Source organism: Paenibacillus polygoni (assembly GCF_030263935.1).
Lineage (GTDB): Bacteria > Bacillota > Bacilli > Paenibacillales > Paenibacillaceae > Paenibacillus > Paenibacillus polygoni.
The window spans coordinates 4,117,796-4,134,808 of record NZ_CP127162.1 but is presented as its reverse complement, the minus strand read 5'-3'; the positions used below and the strand labels follow the sequence as shown (position 1 = coordinate 4,134,808).

General features: G+C 44.3%; 18 protein-coding genes. 11 read left to right on the top strand and 7 right to left on the bottom strand.

Annotated elements, in window-relative coordinates; translation table 11 throughout:
• Positions 1-143: 143 nt before the first annotated feature.
• Genes QPK24_RS19770 through QPK24_RS19750 form a run of 5 tightly spaced genes read left to right on the top strand, consistent with a single transcriptional unit; the run spans position 144 to position 4,347 of the window.
• A complete protein-coding gene (locus tag QPK24_RS19770; protein ID WP_285744066.1) occupies positions 144-968 on the top strand; it encodes an AAC(3) family N-acetyltransferase in 825 nt (274 codons plus the stop codon).
• 32 nt (positions 969-1,000) lie between these two features.
• The gene (locus QPK24_RS19765; protein ID WP_285744064.1) at positions 1,001-1,951 is read left to right on the top strand and encodes a metallophosphoesterase; all 951 of its coding nucleotides are present in this window, start codon (positions 1,001-1,003) and stop codon (positions 1,949-1,951) included.
• 55 nt (positions 1,952-2,006) lie between these two features.
• Entirely contained in the window at positions 2,007-2,774 is a 768-nt protein-coding gene (locus QPK24_RS19760) for a metallophosphoesterase family protein (RefSeq protein ID WP_285749459.1), read from the top strand.
• Between the two features lie 30 nt (positions 2,775-2,804).
• Positions 2,805-3,407 carry a GNAT family N-acetyltransferase gene (locus QPK24_RS19755; RefSeq protein WP_285744062.1) on the top strand — a complete coding sequence of 201 codons (603 nt, stop codon included), beginning with the start codon at positions 2,805-2,807 and terminating at the stop codon, positions 3,405-3,407.
• Positions 3,385-4,347 carry a DMT family transporter gene (locus tag QPK24_RS19750; RefSeq protein WP_285744060.1) on the top strand — a complete coding sequence of 321 codons (963 nt, stop codon included), beginning with the start codon at positions 3,385-3,387 and terminating at the stop codon, positions 4,345-4,347. Before QPK24_RS19755 ends, QPK24_RS19750 begins: the two co-directional genes overlap by 23 nt.
• 159 nt (positions 4,348-4,506) lie before the next feature.
• Here QPK24_RS19750 and QPK24_RS19745 read toward each other — a convergent pair whose 3' ends face one another.
• On the bottom strand, positions 4,507-5,316 hold the full coding sequence (locus tag QPK24_RS19745) for a histidinol-phosphatase (RefSeq protein WP_285744058.1): 810 nt from the start codon (positions 5,314-5,316) through the stop codon (positions 4,507-4,509).
• A gap of 18 nt (positions 5,317-5,334) precedes the next feature.
• The gene (locus tag QPK24_RS19740; RefSeq protein ID WP_160034853.1) at positions 5,335-6,237 is read right to left on the bottom strand and encodes a LysR family transcriptional regulator; all 903 of its coding nucleotides are present in this window, start codon (positions 6,235-6,237) and stop codon (positions 5,335-5,337) included.
• Positions 6,238-6,737: 500 nt separating this feature from the next.
• Here QPK24_RS19740 and QPK24_RS19735 point away from each other — a divergent pair, with 500 nt between their 5' ends.
• The 5 genes from QPK24_RS19735 to QPK24_RS19715 all read left to right on the top strand — a co-directional run bounded on the left by QPK24_RS19735 (position 6,738) and on the right by QPK24_RS19715 (position 11,570).
• On the top strand, positions 6,738-7,196 hold the full coding sequence (locus tag QPK24_RS19735; protein WP_160034855.1) for a chemotaxis protein CheX: 459 nt from the start codon (positions 6,738-6,740) through the stop codon (positions 7,194-7,196).
• Positions 7,197-7,299: 103 nt separating this feature from the next.
• Complete coding sequence (locus QPK24_RS19730) at positions 7,300-8,076, top strand: SDR family NAD(P)-dependent oxidoreductase (RefSeq protein ID WP_407082929.1); 777 nt, start codon at positions 7,300-7,302, stop codon at positions 8,074-8,076.
• Positions 8,077-8,221: 145 nt separating this feature from the next.
• Positions 8,222-9,574, top strand: coding sequence for a DEAD/DEAH box helicase (locus tag QPK24_RS19725; RefSeq protein ID WP_285744051.1), 1,353 nt, complete (start codon positions 8,222-8,224; stop codon positions 9,572-9,574).
• 29 nt (positions 9,575-9,603) lie between these two features.
• A complete protein-coding gene (locus QPK24_RS19720; protein ID WP_285744049.1) occupies positions 9,604-10,350 on the top strand; it encodes an ABC transporter ATP-binding protein in 747 nt (248 codons plus the stop codon).
• A gap of 2 nt (positions 10,351-10,352) precedes the next feature.
• Positions 10,353-11,570 carry an ABC transporter permease gene (locus QPK24_RS19715; protein WP_285744047.1) on the top strand — a complete coding sequence of 406 codons (1,218 nt, stop codon included), beginning with the start codon at positions 10,353-10,355 and terminating at the stop codon, positions 11,568-11,570.
• A gap of 122 nt (positions 11,571-11,692) precedes the next feature.
• Here QPK24_RS19715 and QPK24_RS19710 read toward each other — a convergent pair whose 3' ends face one another.
• The 4 genes from QPK24_RS19710 to QPK24_RS19695 all read right to left on the bottom strand — a co-directional run bounded on the left by QPK24_RS19710 (position 11,693) and on the right by QPK24_RS19695 (position 14,607).
• Positions 11,693-11,836, bottom strand: coding sequence for a YjcZ family sporulation protein (locus QPK24_RS19710; protein WP_285744045.1), 144 nt, complete (start codon positions 11,834-11,836; stop codon positions 11,693-11,695).
• Between the two features lie 173 nt (positions 11,837-12,009).
• Complete coding sequence (locus tag QPK24_RS19705; protein ID WP_249716869.1) at positions 12,010-12,819, bottom strand: IS3 family transposase; 810 nt, start codon at positions 12,817-12,819, stop codon at positions 12,010-12,012.
• Entirely contained in the window at positions 12,816-13,160 is a 345-nt protein-coding gene (locus QPK24_RS19700; protein ID WP_285742621.1) for a helix-turn-helix domain-containing protein, read from the bottom strand. Before QPK24_RS19700 ends, QPK24_RS19705 begins: the two co-directional genes overlap by 4 nt.
• A 148-nt stretch (positions 13,161-13,308) precedes the next feature.
• On the bottom strand, positions 13,309-14,607 hold the full coding sequence (locus QPK24_RS19695; protein ID WP_285744043.1) for an aminotransferase class I/II-fold pyridoxal phosphate-dependent enzyme: 1,299 nt from the start codon (positions 14,605-14,607) through the stop codon (positions 13,309-13,311).
• 449 nt (positions 14,608-15,056) lie between these two features.
• Between QPK24_RS19695 and QPK24_RS19690 the strand changes: the two genes are divergently transcribed.
• Positions 15,057-15,842, top strand: a complete 786-nt coding sequence (locus QPK24_RS19690; RefSeq protein WP_285744042.1) for a helix-turn-helix domain-containing protein — start codon at positions 15,057-15,059, stop codon at positions 15,840-15,842.
• A gap of 303 nt (positions 15,843-16,145) precedes the next feature.
• Here QPK24_RS19690 and asd read toward each other — a convergent pair whose 3' ends face one another.
• Positions 16,146-16,955 carry an archaetidylserine decarboxylase gene (asd, locus tag QPK24_RS19685; RefSeq protein ID WP_160034871.1) on the bottom strand — a complete coding sequence of 270 codons (810 nt, stop codon included), beginning with the start codon at positions 16,953-16,955 and terminating at the stop codon, positions 16,146-16,148.
• Positions 16,956-17,013 lie beyond the last annotated feature (58 nt).

The window sequence follows — 17,013 nt, the reverse complement described above, 5'->3', positions numbered from 1 at the left end:
TATTGCACGGGGTTCTTTTGTTTGGAATAACAAAGATAAGTTTCTATATAGGGTATAACGCTCACGATCCTGCCGTACCTAGGTTCCTTACTTCAATTTGGATTATGGTATAATTTGAATCACTAGAAGGGAAGTGCATCTCTATGGCAGACGCCATTATAGAAAGACCCGTTACACGTTCTGAGATCGCGGAAGGGCTTACGAAGCTTGGACTTAGGCCCGGAATGACGATTCTTGTTCATTCTTCAATGAAAAGTTTTGGAGGTTGGGTCCCTGGTGGTCCTCCAGCGGTTGTTTTAGCGCTTCAGGATGTAATTGGACCGGAAGGGACCCTTGTGATGCCTGCTCAATCAATGGATCTGACAGATCCTTCTACATGGATGAATCCACCGGCTGATGCCAAATGGTGGGATCTGATTCGTGATGAGATGCCTGCTTATGAACCCGATTTTACGGAAACCGCAGGAATGGGCGTCATTGTAGATGCATTCCGGCAGTCTAAAAATACCCGCCGCAGCAGACATCCCCATGTGTCTTTTGCTGCATCAGGACCGATGGCTTCCTATATATTAGAAGACCACTGTTATGACTACAGTCTCGGGGAACAGTCCCCTTTAGGACGTCTATATGAACTGGATGCGCACGTTGTCTTACTTGGCTGCGGACATGAGCGGAATACTTCATTTCATCTAGCTGAATACCGAGCCCGCTATGAAGGTAAGGAAGAAGTTCAGCACCGTGCGCCTGTTCTTTCGAATGGTGTAAAGCAGTGGATTACATACCGAGACTACAACATTAGCTCGGATGATTTTCAAAAGCTGGGTTTGGATTATGAGCAATCCGCAGTTTCGCCTTATCATAAAGTTCAGATTCGCTGGGCCCCCTGTTTTATGGCACCACAGCGAGCCTTGGTTGATTTTGCGGAAACCTGGTTGAGTACGAATAGGAAGATGGATAAGGAAACCTAAGCGATGGGCTAGGTGAAGAAAGGGGACCTCCAATGAAGGACTCGCGAGTGCATTCAGAGCAGAATGACCGTAAACCGGTGCGACCACGAGATGGGCGCGAAACGGTCCCAGCGATTTTCCCAGGAAAAGAGAAAGTACATGATCCATCTCGCAGGCGCTTTCTTAAAAAAGCGAGTAAACTTGCGCTTACAGCAAGTGCCGGCATTTTTACAGGAGGATATGCGTGGTTATGGGAGCCAAGGCGACTTGAAGTAGAGCATGTAGAGCTTACATTGCCCCGGCTGCCTAAAGCCTTTCATGGTATGAAAATTGCTCATTTCAGTGACATGCATCTGGGATTTCATATGGATCTATCGGATATGGAGCGACTTGCTTCCGCACTAGCCAGACAAACTCCCGATCTAATCTGTTTTACTGGAGATATGTTGGAAAGCAGAGCGGAGCCCATGGTAGAATGTATTCCACTGTTACAATCAATGAAAGCCCCGCTAGGAAAGTATGCTGTTCTCGGTAACCATGATTATAGGGGACGTGAATATGAACGACTTGCTCAAATGTACAAAGAAGCAGGGTTCACATTACTCGTGAATAAGCATATCACTGTGGAGCGCGAGGGAGAACAAATAGCAATCGTAGGAATAGATGATGCATTAAACGGAGTACCTGATCCTGAAGCGGCCCGCAAAGGGCTGAAAAAGGGGACATTTGCTATCCTTCTCATGCATGAGCCTGATTATGCAGATATTGCGAAGGATTATGATTACGATCTACAATTATCAGGACATAGCCATGGAGGTCAGGTTAGAGCACCTTTTATAGGAGCACTTACCACTCCAAGGGGCTCTCAAAAGTATATTCAAGGCCTGTATTATACAGGTGAGAAAGAAAAATCTATGCCTGTTTATGTGAATCGTGGAGTCGGAATGACTCAGCTCCCTATACGGTTTTTGTGCAGACCGGAGCTGACCATTTTTCATGTGTAACATTCATGGCACGCAGAAGTAAAGCTCAGCAAAGAGGGCAGAAAGGATGGATAACATGGAGCGAATCGCTATTGTTTCTGATATTCATGGCAATATGACGGCATGGGATGCCGTTTTAGAAGATATTCGTAAGAGAGGAATTACCCGGATCTTTTGTTTGGGTGATCTCGTTGGCAAAGGTCCTGACTCGATTTCTGCTGTGGATCGTGTTCGTGAGAACTGTGAAGTTATTGTGCGTGGGAATTGGGATGAACTTGTTGCGAAGAGACAACCAGGTCCGCATTTTGAGTGGCATGCGGAAAGTCTCGGGGAGGAGCGGTTATCCTACTTGGCAGCACTTCCTTTCAGTTATCACTTTCGGCTAAGCGGCAGACAAATTCGGCTTGTTCATGCCTCGTCTACGAGTGTATATCACCGAGTACAGCCATGGGATTCGCTCGAAGAAAGAATGGGGATGTTTGGAGCTATTACAGAGTCTTCCTCAGAAGAAATGGATGCTGGAGAGCCGGATGTCGTGGCTTACGGTGATGTGCACAATGCCTACTTACAGCATTTGAACGGTAAATTATTATTCAATGTAGGCAGTGTCGGTAATCCCCTTGATTTGCCGCAGGCTTCCTATTGTATTATAGAGGGAACTAGCGAAGAACAAGCTGAACTTGAAATAAGTGCTCCAAGCGAGCCCTTTAATGTGCAGTTTGTTCGTGTACCTTATGACATTGAAGCTGAGGTATCAAAAGCACTGCAATCGAGTGCACCTAATATGGATCTATACATCAATGAAATTCGAACAGGGGTTTATCGCGGATTACAAGGCAAGTAACTTTTTTGAAGAAGGAGTACACTCACTTTCATGTTTACAAAACTTGCGCTGAGACAGGGTTTGCCGGTACTGACTTCAGAGCGCTTGCGTATGAGAGCTTTGACGCCTGAAGATGATGAGGTAATCTTTCAATTTTTAAACGATAGTGAAGTGATTCAATATTTAAATCGTGTAAACTTGCCGACCAAGATCCGTGCAAGACGCATTATGACAGAAATTCGGTTATCTGGAGCTAAACTGGAATCCATACACTATGGAATTTGTTTGCAGGAATCAGGGCATCTCATCGGTGTAGTTTCCTTTCAGCAGTGGAAAGAGTCGCAAAAGCAAGCACATATTGGCTATATGTTTAACCGGGCATATTGGGGTCAAGGATATGCGGCAGAAGCATTAGAGCGGCTGATCCAGTTTGGTTTTGAGGAGCTCGATTTTACTCAGCTGGAAGCAAGAATTCATGAGCAGAATGATCGTTCCAAGAAACTGCTGATGAGAAGCGGTTTTACTCATAAAAAGACAGAGCAACACTTTTCCCTGCTTCAAATGCAGAAGCAAGATATTCTTGTCTATAAGATCGACAGGGAACAATACAGACATAATAGAAGAGGTTATCATGAAAGCGGAAAATTGGTTTAGACATCCGGCAGGCATCGTCATAAGTTCGGCAGTGGCCACGCTACTGTGGGGCAGCGCGATGCCTGTCATTAAAAAGGGGTATGCAGCGCTTGATATCGAGGCGGCCCAGGTAAGTGAACAGTGGTTATTTGCAGGATACCGTTTCACATTGGCAGGATTACTGCTGATCCTGTTTCACTATCTGTTCCAAAGAAAGAAGAGCGGAGCTGCACATAGAATAAGAAAGGGGCGACTCGGCCGGCTCGCGCTCATTCAGACATTTCTTCAGTATCTGCTGCTTTATGTAGGGCTTAGTTATAGCACAGGAATCCAAGGATCTATTATCGTCGGCTCTACGTCATTGTTTCAAATGTTAGCGGTTCGGATGTTTGACTCATCAGAGCGACTTACCTTAATGAAATTATCAGGTCTGTTCCTAGGGTTTGCAGGAATTGCGGCTGCGGGGATCGGAAATGGAAATATGGAGATATCCTTTGGATGGGGAGAGTTACTGCTGCTTGGTTCTGCCATGTTTGGCGGAGTAGGGAATGTACTCGCTAGGCAGGAAAGCAGAAATGAACCGGTGTTATCTTTGACGGGAAGACAAATGATGCTCGGCGGAATCATGCTGCTTGCCGTTAGTATCCCTGTTACAGGACTTGCCCCATTTCCGATGGACGGAACAACGTTCTTATATTTATTTTATCTTGCTTTGTTGTCAGCGGCTGGGTTTGGATTATGGAATACCATTATGAAATATAATGAAGTAGGCCGGGTCTCGATGTACTTATTTCTCATTCCTGTATTCGGCGTGATTTTATCGTCTCTGATCCTTGGCGAACAGCTGTCGGGCTGGATTGCGGTATCTTTATCGCTCGTGGTCAGCGGTATTATCATTGTGAACCGATCCGTTTCGGACAAGCGTTTGAAAGGGCTAAAAACAACGAATAATACCCCATGATACCCTATTAACATATCTTGTTACACAAATGAAATATTGCTGAAACTAAACTCTAACAGAGACAGGTTAAACTGATCTCATGACCCCCTTTTTGATAATATAAATGCAGTTAGGACCCGTGAGCGAGCTCACCGGGTCCCTTTTTTATCTAGATTCAAGCTAGAGCGGAACAACTTGCATTTCTTTTTGCTTAAAATAGACCCAGCTTTCAAATCCGATTTCTTTCAGCTTGCTGCGAACCTCTTCCCATTCATCTCCAACACGCTCTGGTTTATGTGCATCAGAACCAAAGGTAACATACACACCGAAGTAATGAGCCCGCTCCAAAATCTCATCCGAAGGGTACCAGCCGCCGCTGAGTTTAGTCTTGCCAGAAGTATTAATCTCAATAGCAATTCGTTCTTCCGCAATCGTCTGAAGCGTATCATCAATGGCTTTTTCCGCTGGTATTTTAGAAAAGTCAGGATAGTTCCCTTTCATTGCATCAATATGTCCAAGGATTTGGAACATCCCGCTTTTGGCAGATTGCCGAATCAAATCATAATACGTTTCTTTGACTTTGATTCGCGCCTTTTCATCATGATTCTTCCAGCGATTTTTGTTAAAAATACTTACTCCACCCGTACTATGTACGGAACCAATAATATAGTCAAACGGATACTTGTTTAGCGTCTTGCGATACACCTCTGCGAACTCCGGAAAAAAGTCAGACTCAATGCCAAGCAGAACATCAATTTTTCCTGCATATTCTTTCTTGAGAGAGAGTACTTCTTCTACATAATGTACAAGTTCGCTTTTTGCCATCGCAATTTTGGGAAAAGCCTGTTCTTCTTCCCTTCCAAAGTAAGGGGTATGATCAGAAATACCGATCACTTGCAGGCCTGCAGATATTCCAGCTTCAATATAATCCCTTATGGTTCCGTTTGCATGACCACAGCGAACGTGATGCGTGTGCAGATCAAATTTCAAGATGGGAGTCCTCCTTTTCTATTCGGAACTGACAAACTGAGTTTCTGGCATGCCTTTCAGGTCACTTAAAAACTGCTGCATCGCGGAGTTTAAATATCGGGTAGATTTATAGATGACACCAACAGGATGCGCGACACCAAGCTCGCTAAGCGGGATCATTACTAGTGAGCCAGAGCGGAGTTCACTTGCTGTTGACTGTTTAGAGATGACAGCCGCGCCGAGGTTAAGCTCCACCATCCTTTTGATCTCCTCACTGCTGGATAATTCCATCACGACATTTGGTTCAATCTGATGTTTCTGCAAAATGTCGTCAACAAACTTTCTTCCTACCGTATCAGGAGAAAGCATAATTAGAGGGGTTGTGCCTAATACATCAATAGTTGCATGTTTCTTCTGAGCTAATGGATGATGCGGTGAGACCACAAGCTCAAACGTATCATAATAAAGTACAGACGTATTTAAATTCGGGTTACGTTCAATAAGATAACCGATTCCCACATCGATCATGCTATTTTCGACTTGCTGATAAATTTGGGAGGAGGGCATGGACTGAATGCTGGTTTTAATTAAAGGGAATTGGTCCTGAAAATAGGACAGAATCCGCGGCAGAATCTGAATCGCGATCGAAGTCGTCGTTCCAAGCACAATATGTCCTTGCGGATTTTGATCGAGGTCGGAGAGCTTAAGTTTGAGTTCATCCACAATATCAAGAATTCGTTCCGCATGATTTAGGAATACCATTCCGCGATCGGTTAATGTTACGGGCTGCGTACGATCAACAAGCACCGTACGAAACTCGTCTTCCAGACTTTTTATTTGAGCCGACACAGCAGGTTGCGTTAGATTGAGTAGCTCTCCGGCTTTGCGGAAGCTCATCGTTTTAGAAATGGTGATCAGTGTCTCCAGTTGACTGATGTTCATAACGTGCCTCCTGACGTTGAAGAGTGCATAAAATATCGTTCTTTTTTAAATTATAGGGGAATGATAGGTGGAGGGCAACGCTGTCATCTCTTCATTTCTAATAGAAAGCTTGGATATATTTCATACATCTCCTATAAAGTGGATGTACCCGAAGATCAAAAGGCCAAAGAACAGCAACAGAGGATGATGATCACCTGCCCACCCATCTGCTTTCCATACCTTTATACCCCTAGTAGTTTCGCGTTGTTAGAAGGGGGTCAGAGGCCTTTTGAACTAGAAAAATAAGATTGTGAATCATTGGACTTACCTAATTGTTTGCTTTTTGTGGTTACGACTTTCTTATTCATGTATAAACAATCCCTTCTGATCTGTCGATAACAGTTATTATGGGCCTTTAGATTTAATTCATAGTGAACTTAAATGTGGCTTAAAGTATAATAATGTTATTTATAATGGGACTTTTGGGTCGTGACCATTAACTCAGTAAGGGGGCAAAATTGTTGAAAGCCGAAGTGATTAATCCGTTTTTGGAGTCCGCACGGCTCGTATTTGAACAATTGATTCATAAATCACCTTCCACCGGTCAACTGGGTATCAAAAATGTGGAGTACTTAGAAGACCATATATGGATCATGATCGGAATGACAGGGCAATTGAACGGTAACGTTGTTTTTGGAATTGAGGAACAGGTAGCACTACGCATCGTATCCGCTATGATGGGCGGGTTTATCATTGCTGAGATGGATGAGATGGGAGAGAGTGCAATCTCAGAACTCGGTAATATGATTAGCGGGAATGCAAGTACAATCCTATATAACCAGGGATACTCTGTTGATATTACTCCGCCGCAGGTGATGAAATCCTCTCATCCCGGCATGGACCTCGTCAGTCAGGCGCTTTGTATTCCGATCTCAATGGACGGCATTGGAGAGCTTGATATTCAGGTAATGATCTCTTAAACCGTTCTCTAAGCAGCAGCTCGCTATTCTAGTTTTGTTTTTTACATACAGGTGCATTATCATAGTAAGAATAAGCGAACTGCAGGCTGGAGGATAAATGGCGATGAGGTTACAAGGTAAAGTTGTACTGATTACAGGAGCATCAAGCGGTATTGGCGCTTTATGTGCACAGAAGCTGAGTGCAGAGGGTGCGATTCCGATCTTGACGGCAAGATCAGAGAACAAGCTGACTGAGATCAGTCAGTCCATAGACGGTCATCACGAGTGGCTGAAAATGGATGTGACAATGTTAGAGGAAGTGCAGTCCAGCGTTGAGAAAATCATAGAAAAGTACGGAAAAATCGATATTGTACTTAATAATGCGGGTTATGGAAAATTTGAATCGTTTGGTACGATGCCTGTTTCTTCATTTGAAGATATGATGGACGTCAATTATATGGGGACAGTACGGGTAACGAAAGTCGTATTGCCTTATATGCTGGAAGCAGGGCAGGGACAAATCGTAAATGTTTCCTCTATGGCAGGAAAGATTGGAACTGCAAAATCGGTTTCCTACACAGCGACAAAACATGCGGTTCTCGGCTTTAGCAATGCGCTCAGACAGGAATATAGAAAGTCGGGCATTCACGTAACAACGATTAATCCGGGACCCATTGATACCCCTTTTTTTGAACAGGCAGATCCGGACGGCGGTTACATGAAAAATCTAGGCGGCTTCATCATGAAACCCGAATACGTTGCTGATAAAATAGTACAGGCGGTCATCCGCCGCAAGGAAGAGGTAAATCTCCCGCGATCAGCGGCTTTTGGCATGCGAATTTATCAGTTGTTTCCTAGATTTGCAGACCGGTTGACCTATGGACTCATGAATCGAAAATAAAGGGAAAGCTCCAGGCTAATTATAAGCTTAGGGGCTTTATTTTTTGTTTTTTTAAGGCACAAAAAAAGATCGTATTTGGTACAACGCCTGTTTTCGCATATAATGAAATATAATCGATTTTCAAACAAAGGATGGACTATTAAAAATGACAACAAGTTTTGATTCACTCGGGTTACACCCGGATTTAATACAATTGCTTTCGGACAAAGGGATTACATCGCCTTCTCCCGTACAGGAACAGACGATTCCTGTGATTCGTGAAGGAAAAGATGTCCTTGCTCGTTCCCAGACCGGAACGGGAAAAACATTAGCGTACCTGCTGCCGCTTCTTGAAACGATAGATACGAATGTGAAAGGTACACAAAAAGTCATTCTTGCTCCCACACAAGAGCTTGCTATGCAAATCGTACGAGAAGCAGAAGTGTACGGCGCATATAAAGGAATTAAGACACTTGGCCTGATTGGCGGTGCTGCCATCAAACGTCAGATTGAAAAGCTGAAAGAGCATCCGGAGATTGTCGTAGGGACACCGGGCCGTGTTCGTGAATTAATTGAAGTACGTAAACTCAAAATGCATCAGGTCAAAACTATCGTTATCGATGAAGCCGATCAAGTATTTCAGCTCGGTGGTGCAGGTGATGTGAATCATATTCTGCGCAGTGCACTCCGAGATCGCCAGCTTGTCTTCTTATCTGCTACGGTGGATGAAGGAACTCGGAGACTCGCTGAACGTGAAATGAAAGATTTTGTTTCAATTGGTATTGATCCAGAGCAAATGACAGCATCAGGACTCACCCATTTGTATTTTGTAGCGGGTGAACGAGAGAAAATTGATATGCTTCGCCGTGTGGTGCGTCATTTTGATCCAACTAAAGCGATTGTGTTCGCTAATAATGCGGAGACGATTTCAGAAGTAGAAGCCAAAATGAACTATATGGGTATCTCTGCTGCAGCTCTTTATGGTGATGCAGATAAAATGACTCGGACCCGGGTTTTGAATGCATTCCGTGATGGACAAATCAAACTGCTTATTGCTAGTGACGTAGCTGCACGAGGTCTTGATATTCAAGATTTACCGCTCGTTATTAACTTTGACCCTGCTTTTGACTCCGATCATTATGTTCACCGTGCAGGCAGAACCGGACGGATGGGTAAGACGGGGACGGTTGTATCCATCGTTGGGGAGAAAGAGACCTTTATCATGCGTAAATTTGCTAGAGAACTTGGTATTGAGCTGAATGAACGGGCAATGCAAGGCGGAGAAATCAAAGATAAACCGGCGTACTCTTCTAATAGACCTCAGCGCTCATTCACTAAAAAGGGAGCTTCTTCTTTTGGTTCCGCTTCTCAAGGGAAACCTGCGGTTCGCACAAGCAGTGCGAAAGATCGTGAACAATCCTCCAATGTGCCTGGACCTGGACGCAAGAACGAGAGAGAACGCGATCGGAAGAACAAAGGGGCTCCAAAATGGCTTAAAGACAAGAAAAAAGAGCAGTAAGCCTAATATAGAAGAAAGCGGGGGATATCATGGAACAATCACCGATTCTGCAAATTAATGATCTTAGCGGAGGGTATAGTGCCAAAAAACCCGTGCTGCATCATATTGATTTTCAGGTGGCACCTGGTGAAATGGTAGGCCTGATTGGACTGAACGGGGCGGGAAAAAGTACGACCATGAAGCATATACTCGGCCTGATGGTTCCGCAGCAAGGGGAGGTTCTGATTCAAGGGAAACGAAGGGAAGAAGATCCAGAATCTTATCAGAGCGGAATGGCCTTTGTTCCTGAATCACCGGAACTGTTTATGGAGATGACCGTTATGGAGCATCTGGAATTTACAGCCCGTGCTTATAATGTGACCAAAGCAGAGTTTATGGAACGGGCGGATCATTTGCTGGACATGTTCCGAATGAGAGATAAGAAAGATACCTTGTCTTCTCATTTGTCCAAAGGGATGCGGCAAAAAGTGATGATTATGAGTGCTTTTGTCGCAAGACCGCCGCTTTACATTATTGATGAGCCCTTCCTTGGTCTTGACCCGCTTGGTATTCGGTCTTTACTCGATTTTATGATGGAAATTCGCGCATCGGGCGCTTCTATTTTACTGAGTTCACATATTCTATCGACTATCGAAAATTACTGTGACAGGTTCATCATTCTTCACAGCGGCAAAATTATTGCACAGGGTACACTCTCAGAACTGCGTGAACAGTTTGGGATGAAGCAAGCTCCGCTTGAAGATCTATTCTATCAACTTGTACAAGGCAGGGATTGAAGATGGATCTGAAGCAGCTATGGAAAACAAGGCGTTCTGCATTCTGGAATCAGATTACTCCTTATCTAGGGTATGTCATGCAGAGCGGGGTAGCAGTGATGATGGGGTTCGCCCTGATTGCTTTTTCCGCATGGTATACCGCTCTTGTCCAGGATATTCCGGAGGGGTTTCCCATTCGTCTAGTCATGCTTGTTGTACTTGCTCCTCCTGTAATTTTCAGCAGCTTTAGAACATACCTGCAACAAGCAGATATCGTCTTCCTGAGACCTCAGGAATATCGCATGAATCTGTATTTACAGAACAGTTTTGTAAGAGGGATCGTCTATAAGTCGGTAGGTCTTGTTCTATTATTCATTCTTCTATGGCCGCTTTATATTCGCAGTGAAGGAGAACCGAAGCCCTTTTATCTGTTTTTAATTGTGCTTCTATTGCTTAAGTACTTCGCAAGCTACGGAGGGTGGGCCGAGCAGCAGATGATTTCACGGTCCGCTCGGTTAGTCTGCCGGATCATAAGATATGGCTTTATAGTGCTGAGTCTATATGCTTTTTTATGGCATTCGCTTGCGCTAAGTCTGATCTTTATTGCCTTGCTTGCTGGATTATATCTGGTTTCTCTTCGGTTTCCCGTGAAGCTGCCTGTACACTGGGAATATCTGATCGAGACAGAGCAAAACCAAAGTTCGCGGGCAATGAAGACATTGGGTTGGTTTGTGGAAGTCCCTGCTTCTCGTCAGCGGGTTCATGCCCGGAAGTGGCTTGCGCCGCTCGCTGATCGGCTGCGGTGGAGACAAGAGACCGCATTTCAGTATCTTATCATCAAAACGTTTCTGCGCAGCGACTTGCTCGGAATTACCATAAGACTTACCGTGATTGGCGGATTATTCGTATACTGGACAGCAGGCAGTTTATGGGGAAGCGGAGTATATTTATTCTTCTTATTCCTGCTGGGTATTCAGTTGTCTGGTCTCCGGCGTAATCACCATGATTCGTTCTGGATTTATATCTATCCGGTGACACCGCAAAGCCGAAGAGAACAGGTACTTGGTTTTGTCTATGTATTACAGTTGGCGGGTGTCGTCTTATTATTCATCCCGCTGCTTCTTGGAGGGTGGGGCAGATGGGTAGAGACCCTGCTTACACTTGGAATAGGTATACTCATCGCCCGCTGGTTCCGAAATTCGGAACGTAAGAAGTGGTCAAACGAGGAAGAAGCGGAATAAACGGAAGGCGCAGTGAGGATGAACTAGAAGAATCGTCCTTGCCATGAATCCGATAGGAAGTAAACAAGGCCGGGATGATCCCGGCCTTTTGTCTTGTCATAGTTACAAGAACAAGTCTGTGATTAGTAACCGTAGCTCATGAACGATTTAGCAATAATCACGAGCAAGATGAAGAGTACGAGGATTGCACCAATGCTTTTGCCATCACCGTAACCTCCAAAACCTCCACCGTATCCATATCCGCTTCTTTCTTCAGATCCAGACATTGTACATTCCCCTTTCAAATCGGTTTGTCGTGCGCCTCTTAACGAAGCGTACAACGTATTGTATGACAGGTGTACCTTGAGGGTTTGGGCTTACGCCTTCATGTATCAAAAAAAAGGAAACTCCGTACCGTTAGGTGGTCAAGACCCCATTTTGTAGACATTGAAAAAAGACCCTAGGCGGTAAACTGGCGTCGGTACTCTACCGGCGTCAGTTTTTTTAGTTTCCGTTGTGGCCGCCTTCGGTTATAAAAACGGATGTATTTCTCCATTCGCCTTTGTGCCTCTGCAAGATTTCGTATATCATAAGGGTAGAGTCCTTCCGTTTTGAGATGCGAGAAGAAACTCTCCATAGAGGCGTTGTCTAGGCAATTGCCTCGGCGAGACATGCTGATTTGGGCGCCAACCTTTGGCAGCATGTCGTGGTAAGCATGGGACGTGTACTGGAACCCTTGGTCGCTGTGAACGACTAGTCCGGTCACGTCTTTTTGCTTGGAAAAGGCTTTTGCGAACGTTTGAAGTACCAGCTCATTATCATTACGCTCACTAAGTTGGTAGGCTACAATCTCGTTATTAAATAGATCTTTCACTGCCGAGAGATACAACCAGCGCTCGCCTACTCGGTATTGGGTCACATCCGTCACCCATTTCTGGTTTGGTTTTTCAGCCGTGAAATTACGCTTAAGCAGATTATCAGCAACACGCTCGGCTGCCTGGTATGTCGCGTTAAATCGACGTTTCCGGCGAATACTGGCTTGAAGACCCATGTTTTGCATCAGGCGTAGTACCTTCTTGTGGTTCATCCATACACCTTCATCCTGCCACAAGAATAGCTGGATCTGTCGGTAGCCATATTTCCCTTCATAGCGTTTGTACACCGTACGGATGAGTTGTTTAGCCTCGGCATCTCGGTCGTTCTTCTTCCGCTTTACATATGCATAGTAGCCGCTTCTAGAGACACCAAGAAGTTGGCAATGTTCTGCTATTTGGCCGGTGGTCGCCGTTTGTTCGATGAGCCTGAAGCTTTGCTCTTTCCCTCCTGCATCCAGATTTTCAAATACTTTTTTAGTGTGGCATTCTCCCGTTTCAGCTGCTGGACATATCGCTCCTGATCTAAATACTCTTTTCGTCTTCCTCGTTGATCCAACAAACCAAACTCACCTTGTTCACGGTATTTACGCATCCAACGTTTCATTCGGCCCTGATCTTGAATTCCTAAATGATCGTTGATTTGCCGATACGTCCATTTTTCCTCTACGTGCAAACGGATTGCCTCCATCTTGAGTTCCTCAGAATATGTCTTAAACTTTTGACCTTTCATTGCCATAAAAAATACACCCCCTAGAATTTCATCGGTTAACCCAGGGGTTTTTCCAATGTCTATTCTAAGGGGTGCACTTCATAGGCGGCAGAGTTTCCTTTTTTTGATTGTTCAGAGCTTCGTCTGAAGTTTTTATAACAGGAAGAACGAAGTTCTACTCCTGAGTTAGATCTTGAACTGCCTGATAAATGAGATCAAACAGATCTTCTAGCTGCTCTTCTTCAAGAGAAGAAAATGCAATTCTAAGATCGTGTTCGCCAATAGCAATCGTGCCGATTCCGTACTCATTCAGCAGATGAGTTCGCAGTTCTTCAGCAGATACTTTTGTAAGCTTGAGACACATAAAATAGCCGGAGTTAAACGGATAGTAATCCCAAGCACCGCTGTATTTTCCACTATCAAGCAGTGCTTTTACTTTATTCGCTCTTGCTTTCATGATGAGAAACTTCTCTTGTTTTTGTTCCGAGAATTCTGGAGAATTCAGGGCATCAAGTACAAAAGTCTGGGATGGGTGTGGACCGCTTGAGATTGTTGCCCGAATAATACCCAGCGTTTTTTGCTCCAGAGCAGATAATACATCCGCACTTTCATGTCCATAGGTGATGAAGCCGACACGGAAGCCCCATACGAATTCTTCCTTCGTAGCGCCGTCCACTTTGACAGGCAGAATACGCGGGTGAATGTTAGTCAGACTTCCGAACAGGGATTCATGCAGTGAGTCTTCAAAGAAGAGACCGAAATAAGCATCATCGGTTACCACAACCACGTTAATACCTGCGTCTGCGGCTTCCTTCACGGCAGCTACAATTTCTTTGCCTTCCTCAGGCCCTGGAGTATACCCTGTCGGGTTATTCGGGAAATTAAGGACAACAATCGCTTTTCCTTGATCTTTCTGAGCGAGGAGAGCTTCTTTGAGTCCTGCACTGTTAAATTGATTACTTTCATTAAACAGCGGATAGTTAATGAGTCTAGCTTGTCTGCGAACTCCAAAAGTGAGTTCATAGTTCTCCCAGTTTTTATCTGGATATATAACAGCATCTCCCTCATCTACGAATAGGTCAGCAACAATGCTGAGACCATGGGTAAGTGCATTCGTAGCAACGGGATTACCAAATGATTTTCCTTGTAAAGATGGGGTCTCTTCGAGCATTTTCTTGCGCCATGCTTCTCTAAGAGCCGGTTTGCCTGCAGGAGGTGCATAAGGATACAAATCCTGTGGTTTATAGGCAGATAATTTTTCTTGAATGACTTGAAGGTGCATCGGTTTACCGTGTTCCGTGGCGATTCCGATTGTAGCATTATATTTCTTGGCACGGCTAGAAGCTTCTGCTGATTGACTCAAAATACCTTCCTTCGGATAATAAAGTTCTTTGCCAAGCTTCGAGAGCATGTCGTATATATGATTACTGCTCGCTTGAATGCTTTCGTTCAGCTGTAAAGCTAGTGGATTCATTTTATTCATCCTTCCAAGTCTTTGAATTGCATCCGTTCTGACCTTCTAAGGTGATAATATAAGACGCAGCCCGGATAGCCACCATTTACTGCCTCATATTATAGCATCAACACCTAGTGTCGTCACGGAAAAAAGGCTTTGGGCGAGCTCCCATTGCGTGAATGTATTACTTTTATGTTAGATCTGTATGGAACAGGAAAAATTTACACATAAGTTCAGCTGTTTCTATGTTTTTATTCGATCATAAACCGGCTGCGTATTTTGGATAGTGGGACTTAACAGATGAAATAATAAGAGAAGGCGCAAGCGAATGTTCGCTGCGTGGGAAGAAAGTATAAAGTGGCTTAGAACCTTCACAGATCCCCTGCCGGCATCTGTTTTTTTTCAAGGCGTTTCACGCTATAATAGAAAAAGTACATAGGAACCACATGATAAGGAGGAAGGACGACATGTTACAGGCGTCACCGTCGTCTTTTGTGATTTTGCCCGCCGTCGCCAAGATTGTCTGTGAGCCAGGCTGGAAATGGCAGAAGCGCGAAAAACCGATGCAAAACTATGATTTGTTTTATGTGTGGAGCGGAGAAGGTACCGTTATCCTGAATGATGAACCTTTTTCTGCCCAAAAAGGAAGCTGTTTTCTATTTCGACCTGGTGACCATACGAGTGCGACTCATAATCCACAAAAACCGTTTGTCCTGACATATATTCATTTTGATGTGGAAGGTTTAGTAGAGGAAGTTCCTGGTCCTTATCGCAAACTGAGGGAAACGGTTGACTTTGAACATATGCTGGCTAGATATGTGCGTTTGTTCTTGTCTAATTCGTATGGCAGAGAGGAAGAAATCAAACTGATTCTGAAACAGCTGATGATTCATCTGCTTCGGGTTGACCAAGAGGAGCCTGAGGAAAGGAAAGTAAGCAATCAGCTTGCACAGGCGATCCAGGAGATTGCAAATTACGTAAGACAGCATCCAGGAATTAACCATCGTGTGGAGGATTTGGCTGCACGTGCAGGGTTATCTCCGCGTTATTTTTCAATTAAATTTAAAGAACTGGTCGGTTATTCGGTACAGTCTTATATTATAAAGATGAGAATTGAACGTGCCGAGCATCTGTTGGTTCATGCGGGTATGAATGTTACTGAAGTTGCCGATGCGCTGGGATATCGCGATATTTTCTTTTTTAGCAGGCAATTCAAACAGTACACAGGAAAGAGTCCATCCGAAATTCGATGAGATAAGACTGTTTCAAACTCTTTTGTGCAGGGTATTTACTTGGAATAGTAGATTGAAGATGCTTTGTACAGTGAGGAGGGTGGAATTGTGAACGGCATACGGAGAATTCGTAATCGTTGTTGCTCGGGTAAAGGGTGGAATTTATTCCGCACGCGTATGCGCCGTAAACCGGCAGAAGATGTATGGTTTTAATGTTAATGTTAATGATAATTTAATTTCAGTCCATATGATGATTGGTCATAGATAAAAAGCAGCGAGCTTGTCAGGATATCCTGAAAGCGGCTGCTTTTTTAGGTATGTGGTTTAAGTGGAAACGGAACGTGATTTTTTAGGCTTTAACAAGCCAAGCGGCTGTCCCATTTTCACATTTTGACCTAAAGAAAGATCGTGGTTTGGTTCAAACGTTCCTTCTTCACAGAGAAGAACCACTGTAGAACCAAATTCAAAATAAGCAAGCTCTTCCCCGCGTTCCCAGGAGGTTGCTGTATTGTCTGTATACTGAATGCTGCTTACATTCATGGCCCCGACTTTGACCACCGCGATCTCACCAAATTCGTGTTTGATATATGTAATCCGTCTTTCATTTCGGCTGAGCACCGATCTCATATGACGAAGACCAAAATCATTCACAGGATATACTTTACCGCGTATATGTTCACTTTCTACCAATTTACCTGATACGGGAGAGTGGATTCGATGATAATCTTTGGGACTAAGATACAGGACAAAAGCCCAGCCATTCTTATATTTTTCAAGATGAGGAGAATGGTTGAGAAGGTCTGACAAAGTGTAATCATGGCCTTTCACATTTAGGAGTGTTCCTCCCGTAATAGGACTCATCGCTGTAATCTTTCCGTCCACAGGACTCAGGAGCATATTTGGTTCTTCGTAAATCATTCTTGCCCCAGTCTGTAATCTCCTCGTAAAAAAAGCATTCAATGAGGGATATTCTCTGGGTGAAAGTTCTGCCTCATGTGCAGGGATCTCATATGTTTTAATAAACCATGGAATCAGCAGCCGGCTTGCGCTGCTTTTCGAAAAAGTGCCGGTAATCCGGGAGATCCATTTACGTGAAGAAAGCTCTGTCATCAGACGCAGCAATGGTTTCGACATGCATATCCCCCTTATAAAAAACGTACCTTATAGACCGGGTTTCTACGGCCCGGCCACT

Bases quoted from the DNA above. Each gene is read 5' to 3' on its own strand.
- QPK24_RS19720 (WP_285744049.1), top strand. From the start codon at position 9,604: ATGGAACAATCACCGATTCTGCAAATTAATGATCTTAGCGGAGGGTAT.
- QPK24_RS19730 (WP_407082929.1), top strand. From the start codon at position 7,300: ATGAGGTTACAAGGTAAAGTTGTACTGATTACAGGAGCATCAAGCGGT.
- QPK24_RS19710 (WP_285744045.1), bottom strand. From the start codon at position 11,836: ATGTCTGGATCTGAAGAAAGAAGCGGATATGGATACGGTGGAGGTTTT.
- QPK24_RS19695 (WP_285744043.1), bottom strand. From the start codon at position 14,607: ATGAATCCACTAGCTTTACAGCTGAACGAAAGCATTCAAGCGAGCAGT.
- QPK24_RS19755 (WP_285744062.1), top strand. From the start codon at position 2,805: ATGTTTACAAAACTTGCGCTGAGACAGGGTTTGCCGGTACTGACTTCA.
- QPK24_RS19700 (WP_285742621.1), bottom strand. From the start codon at position 13,160: ATGGCAATGAAAGGTCAAAAGTTTAAGACATATTCTGAGGAACTCAAG.
- QPK24_RS19725 (WP_285744051.1), top strand. From the start codon at position 8,222: ATGACAACAAGTTTTGATTCACTCGGGTTACACCCGGATTTAATACAA.
- asd (WP_160034871.1), bottom strand. From the start codon at position 16,955: ATGTCGAAACCATTGCTGCGTCTGATGACAGAGCTTTCTTCACGTAAA.
- QPK24_RS19750 (WP_285744060.1), top strand. From the start codon at position 3,385: ATGAAAGCGGAAAATTGGTTTAGACATCCGGCAGGCATCGTCATAAGT.
- QPK24_RS19760 (WP_285749459.1), top strand. From the start codon at position 2,007: ATGGAGCGAATCGCTATTGTTTCTGATATTCATGGCAATATGACGGCA.
- QPK24_RS19765 (WP_285744064.1), top strand. From the start codon at position 1,001: ATGAAGGACTCGCGAGTGCATTCAGAGCAGAATGACCGTAAACCGGTG.
- QPK24_RS19770 (WP_285744066.1), top strand. From the start codon at position 144: ATGGCAGACGCCATTATAGAAAGACCCGTTACACGTTCTGAGATCGCG.
- QPK24_RS19690 (WP_285744042.1), top strand. From the start codon at position 15,057: ATGTTACAGGCGTCACCGTCGTCTTTTGTGATTTTGCCCGCCGTCGCC.
- QPK24_RS19740 (WP_160034853.1), bottom strand. From the start codon at position 6,237: ATGAACATCAGTCAACTGGAGACACTGATCACCATTTCTAAAACGATG.
- QPK24_RS19715 (WP_285744047.1), top strand. From the start codon at position 10,353: ATGGATCTGAAGCAGCTATGGAAAACAAGGCGTTCTGCATTCTGGAAT.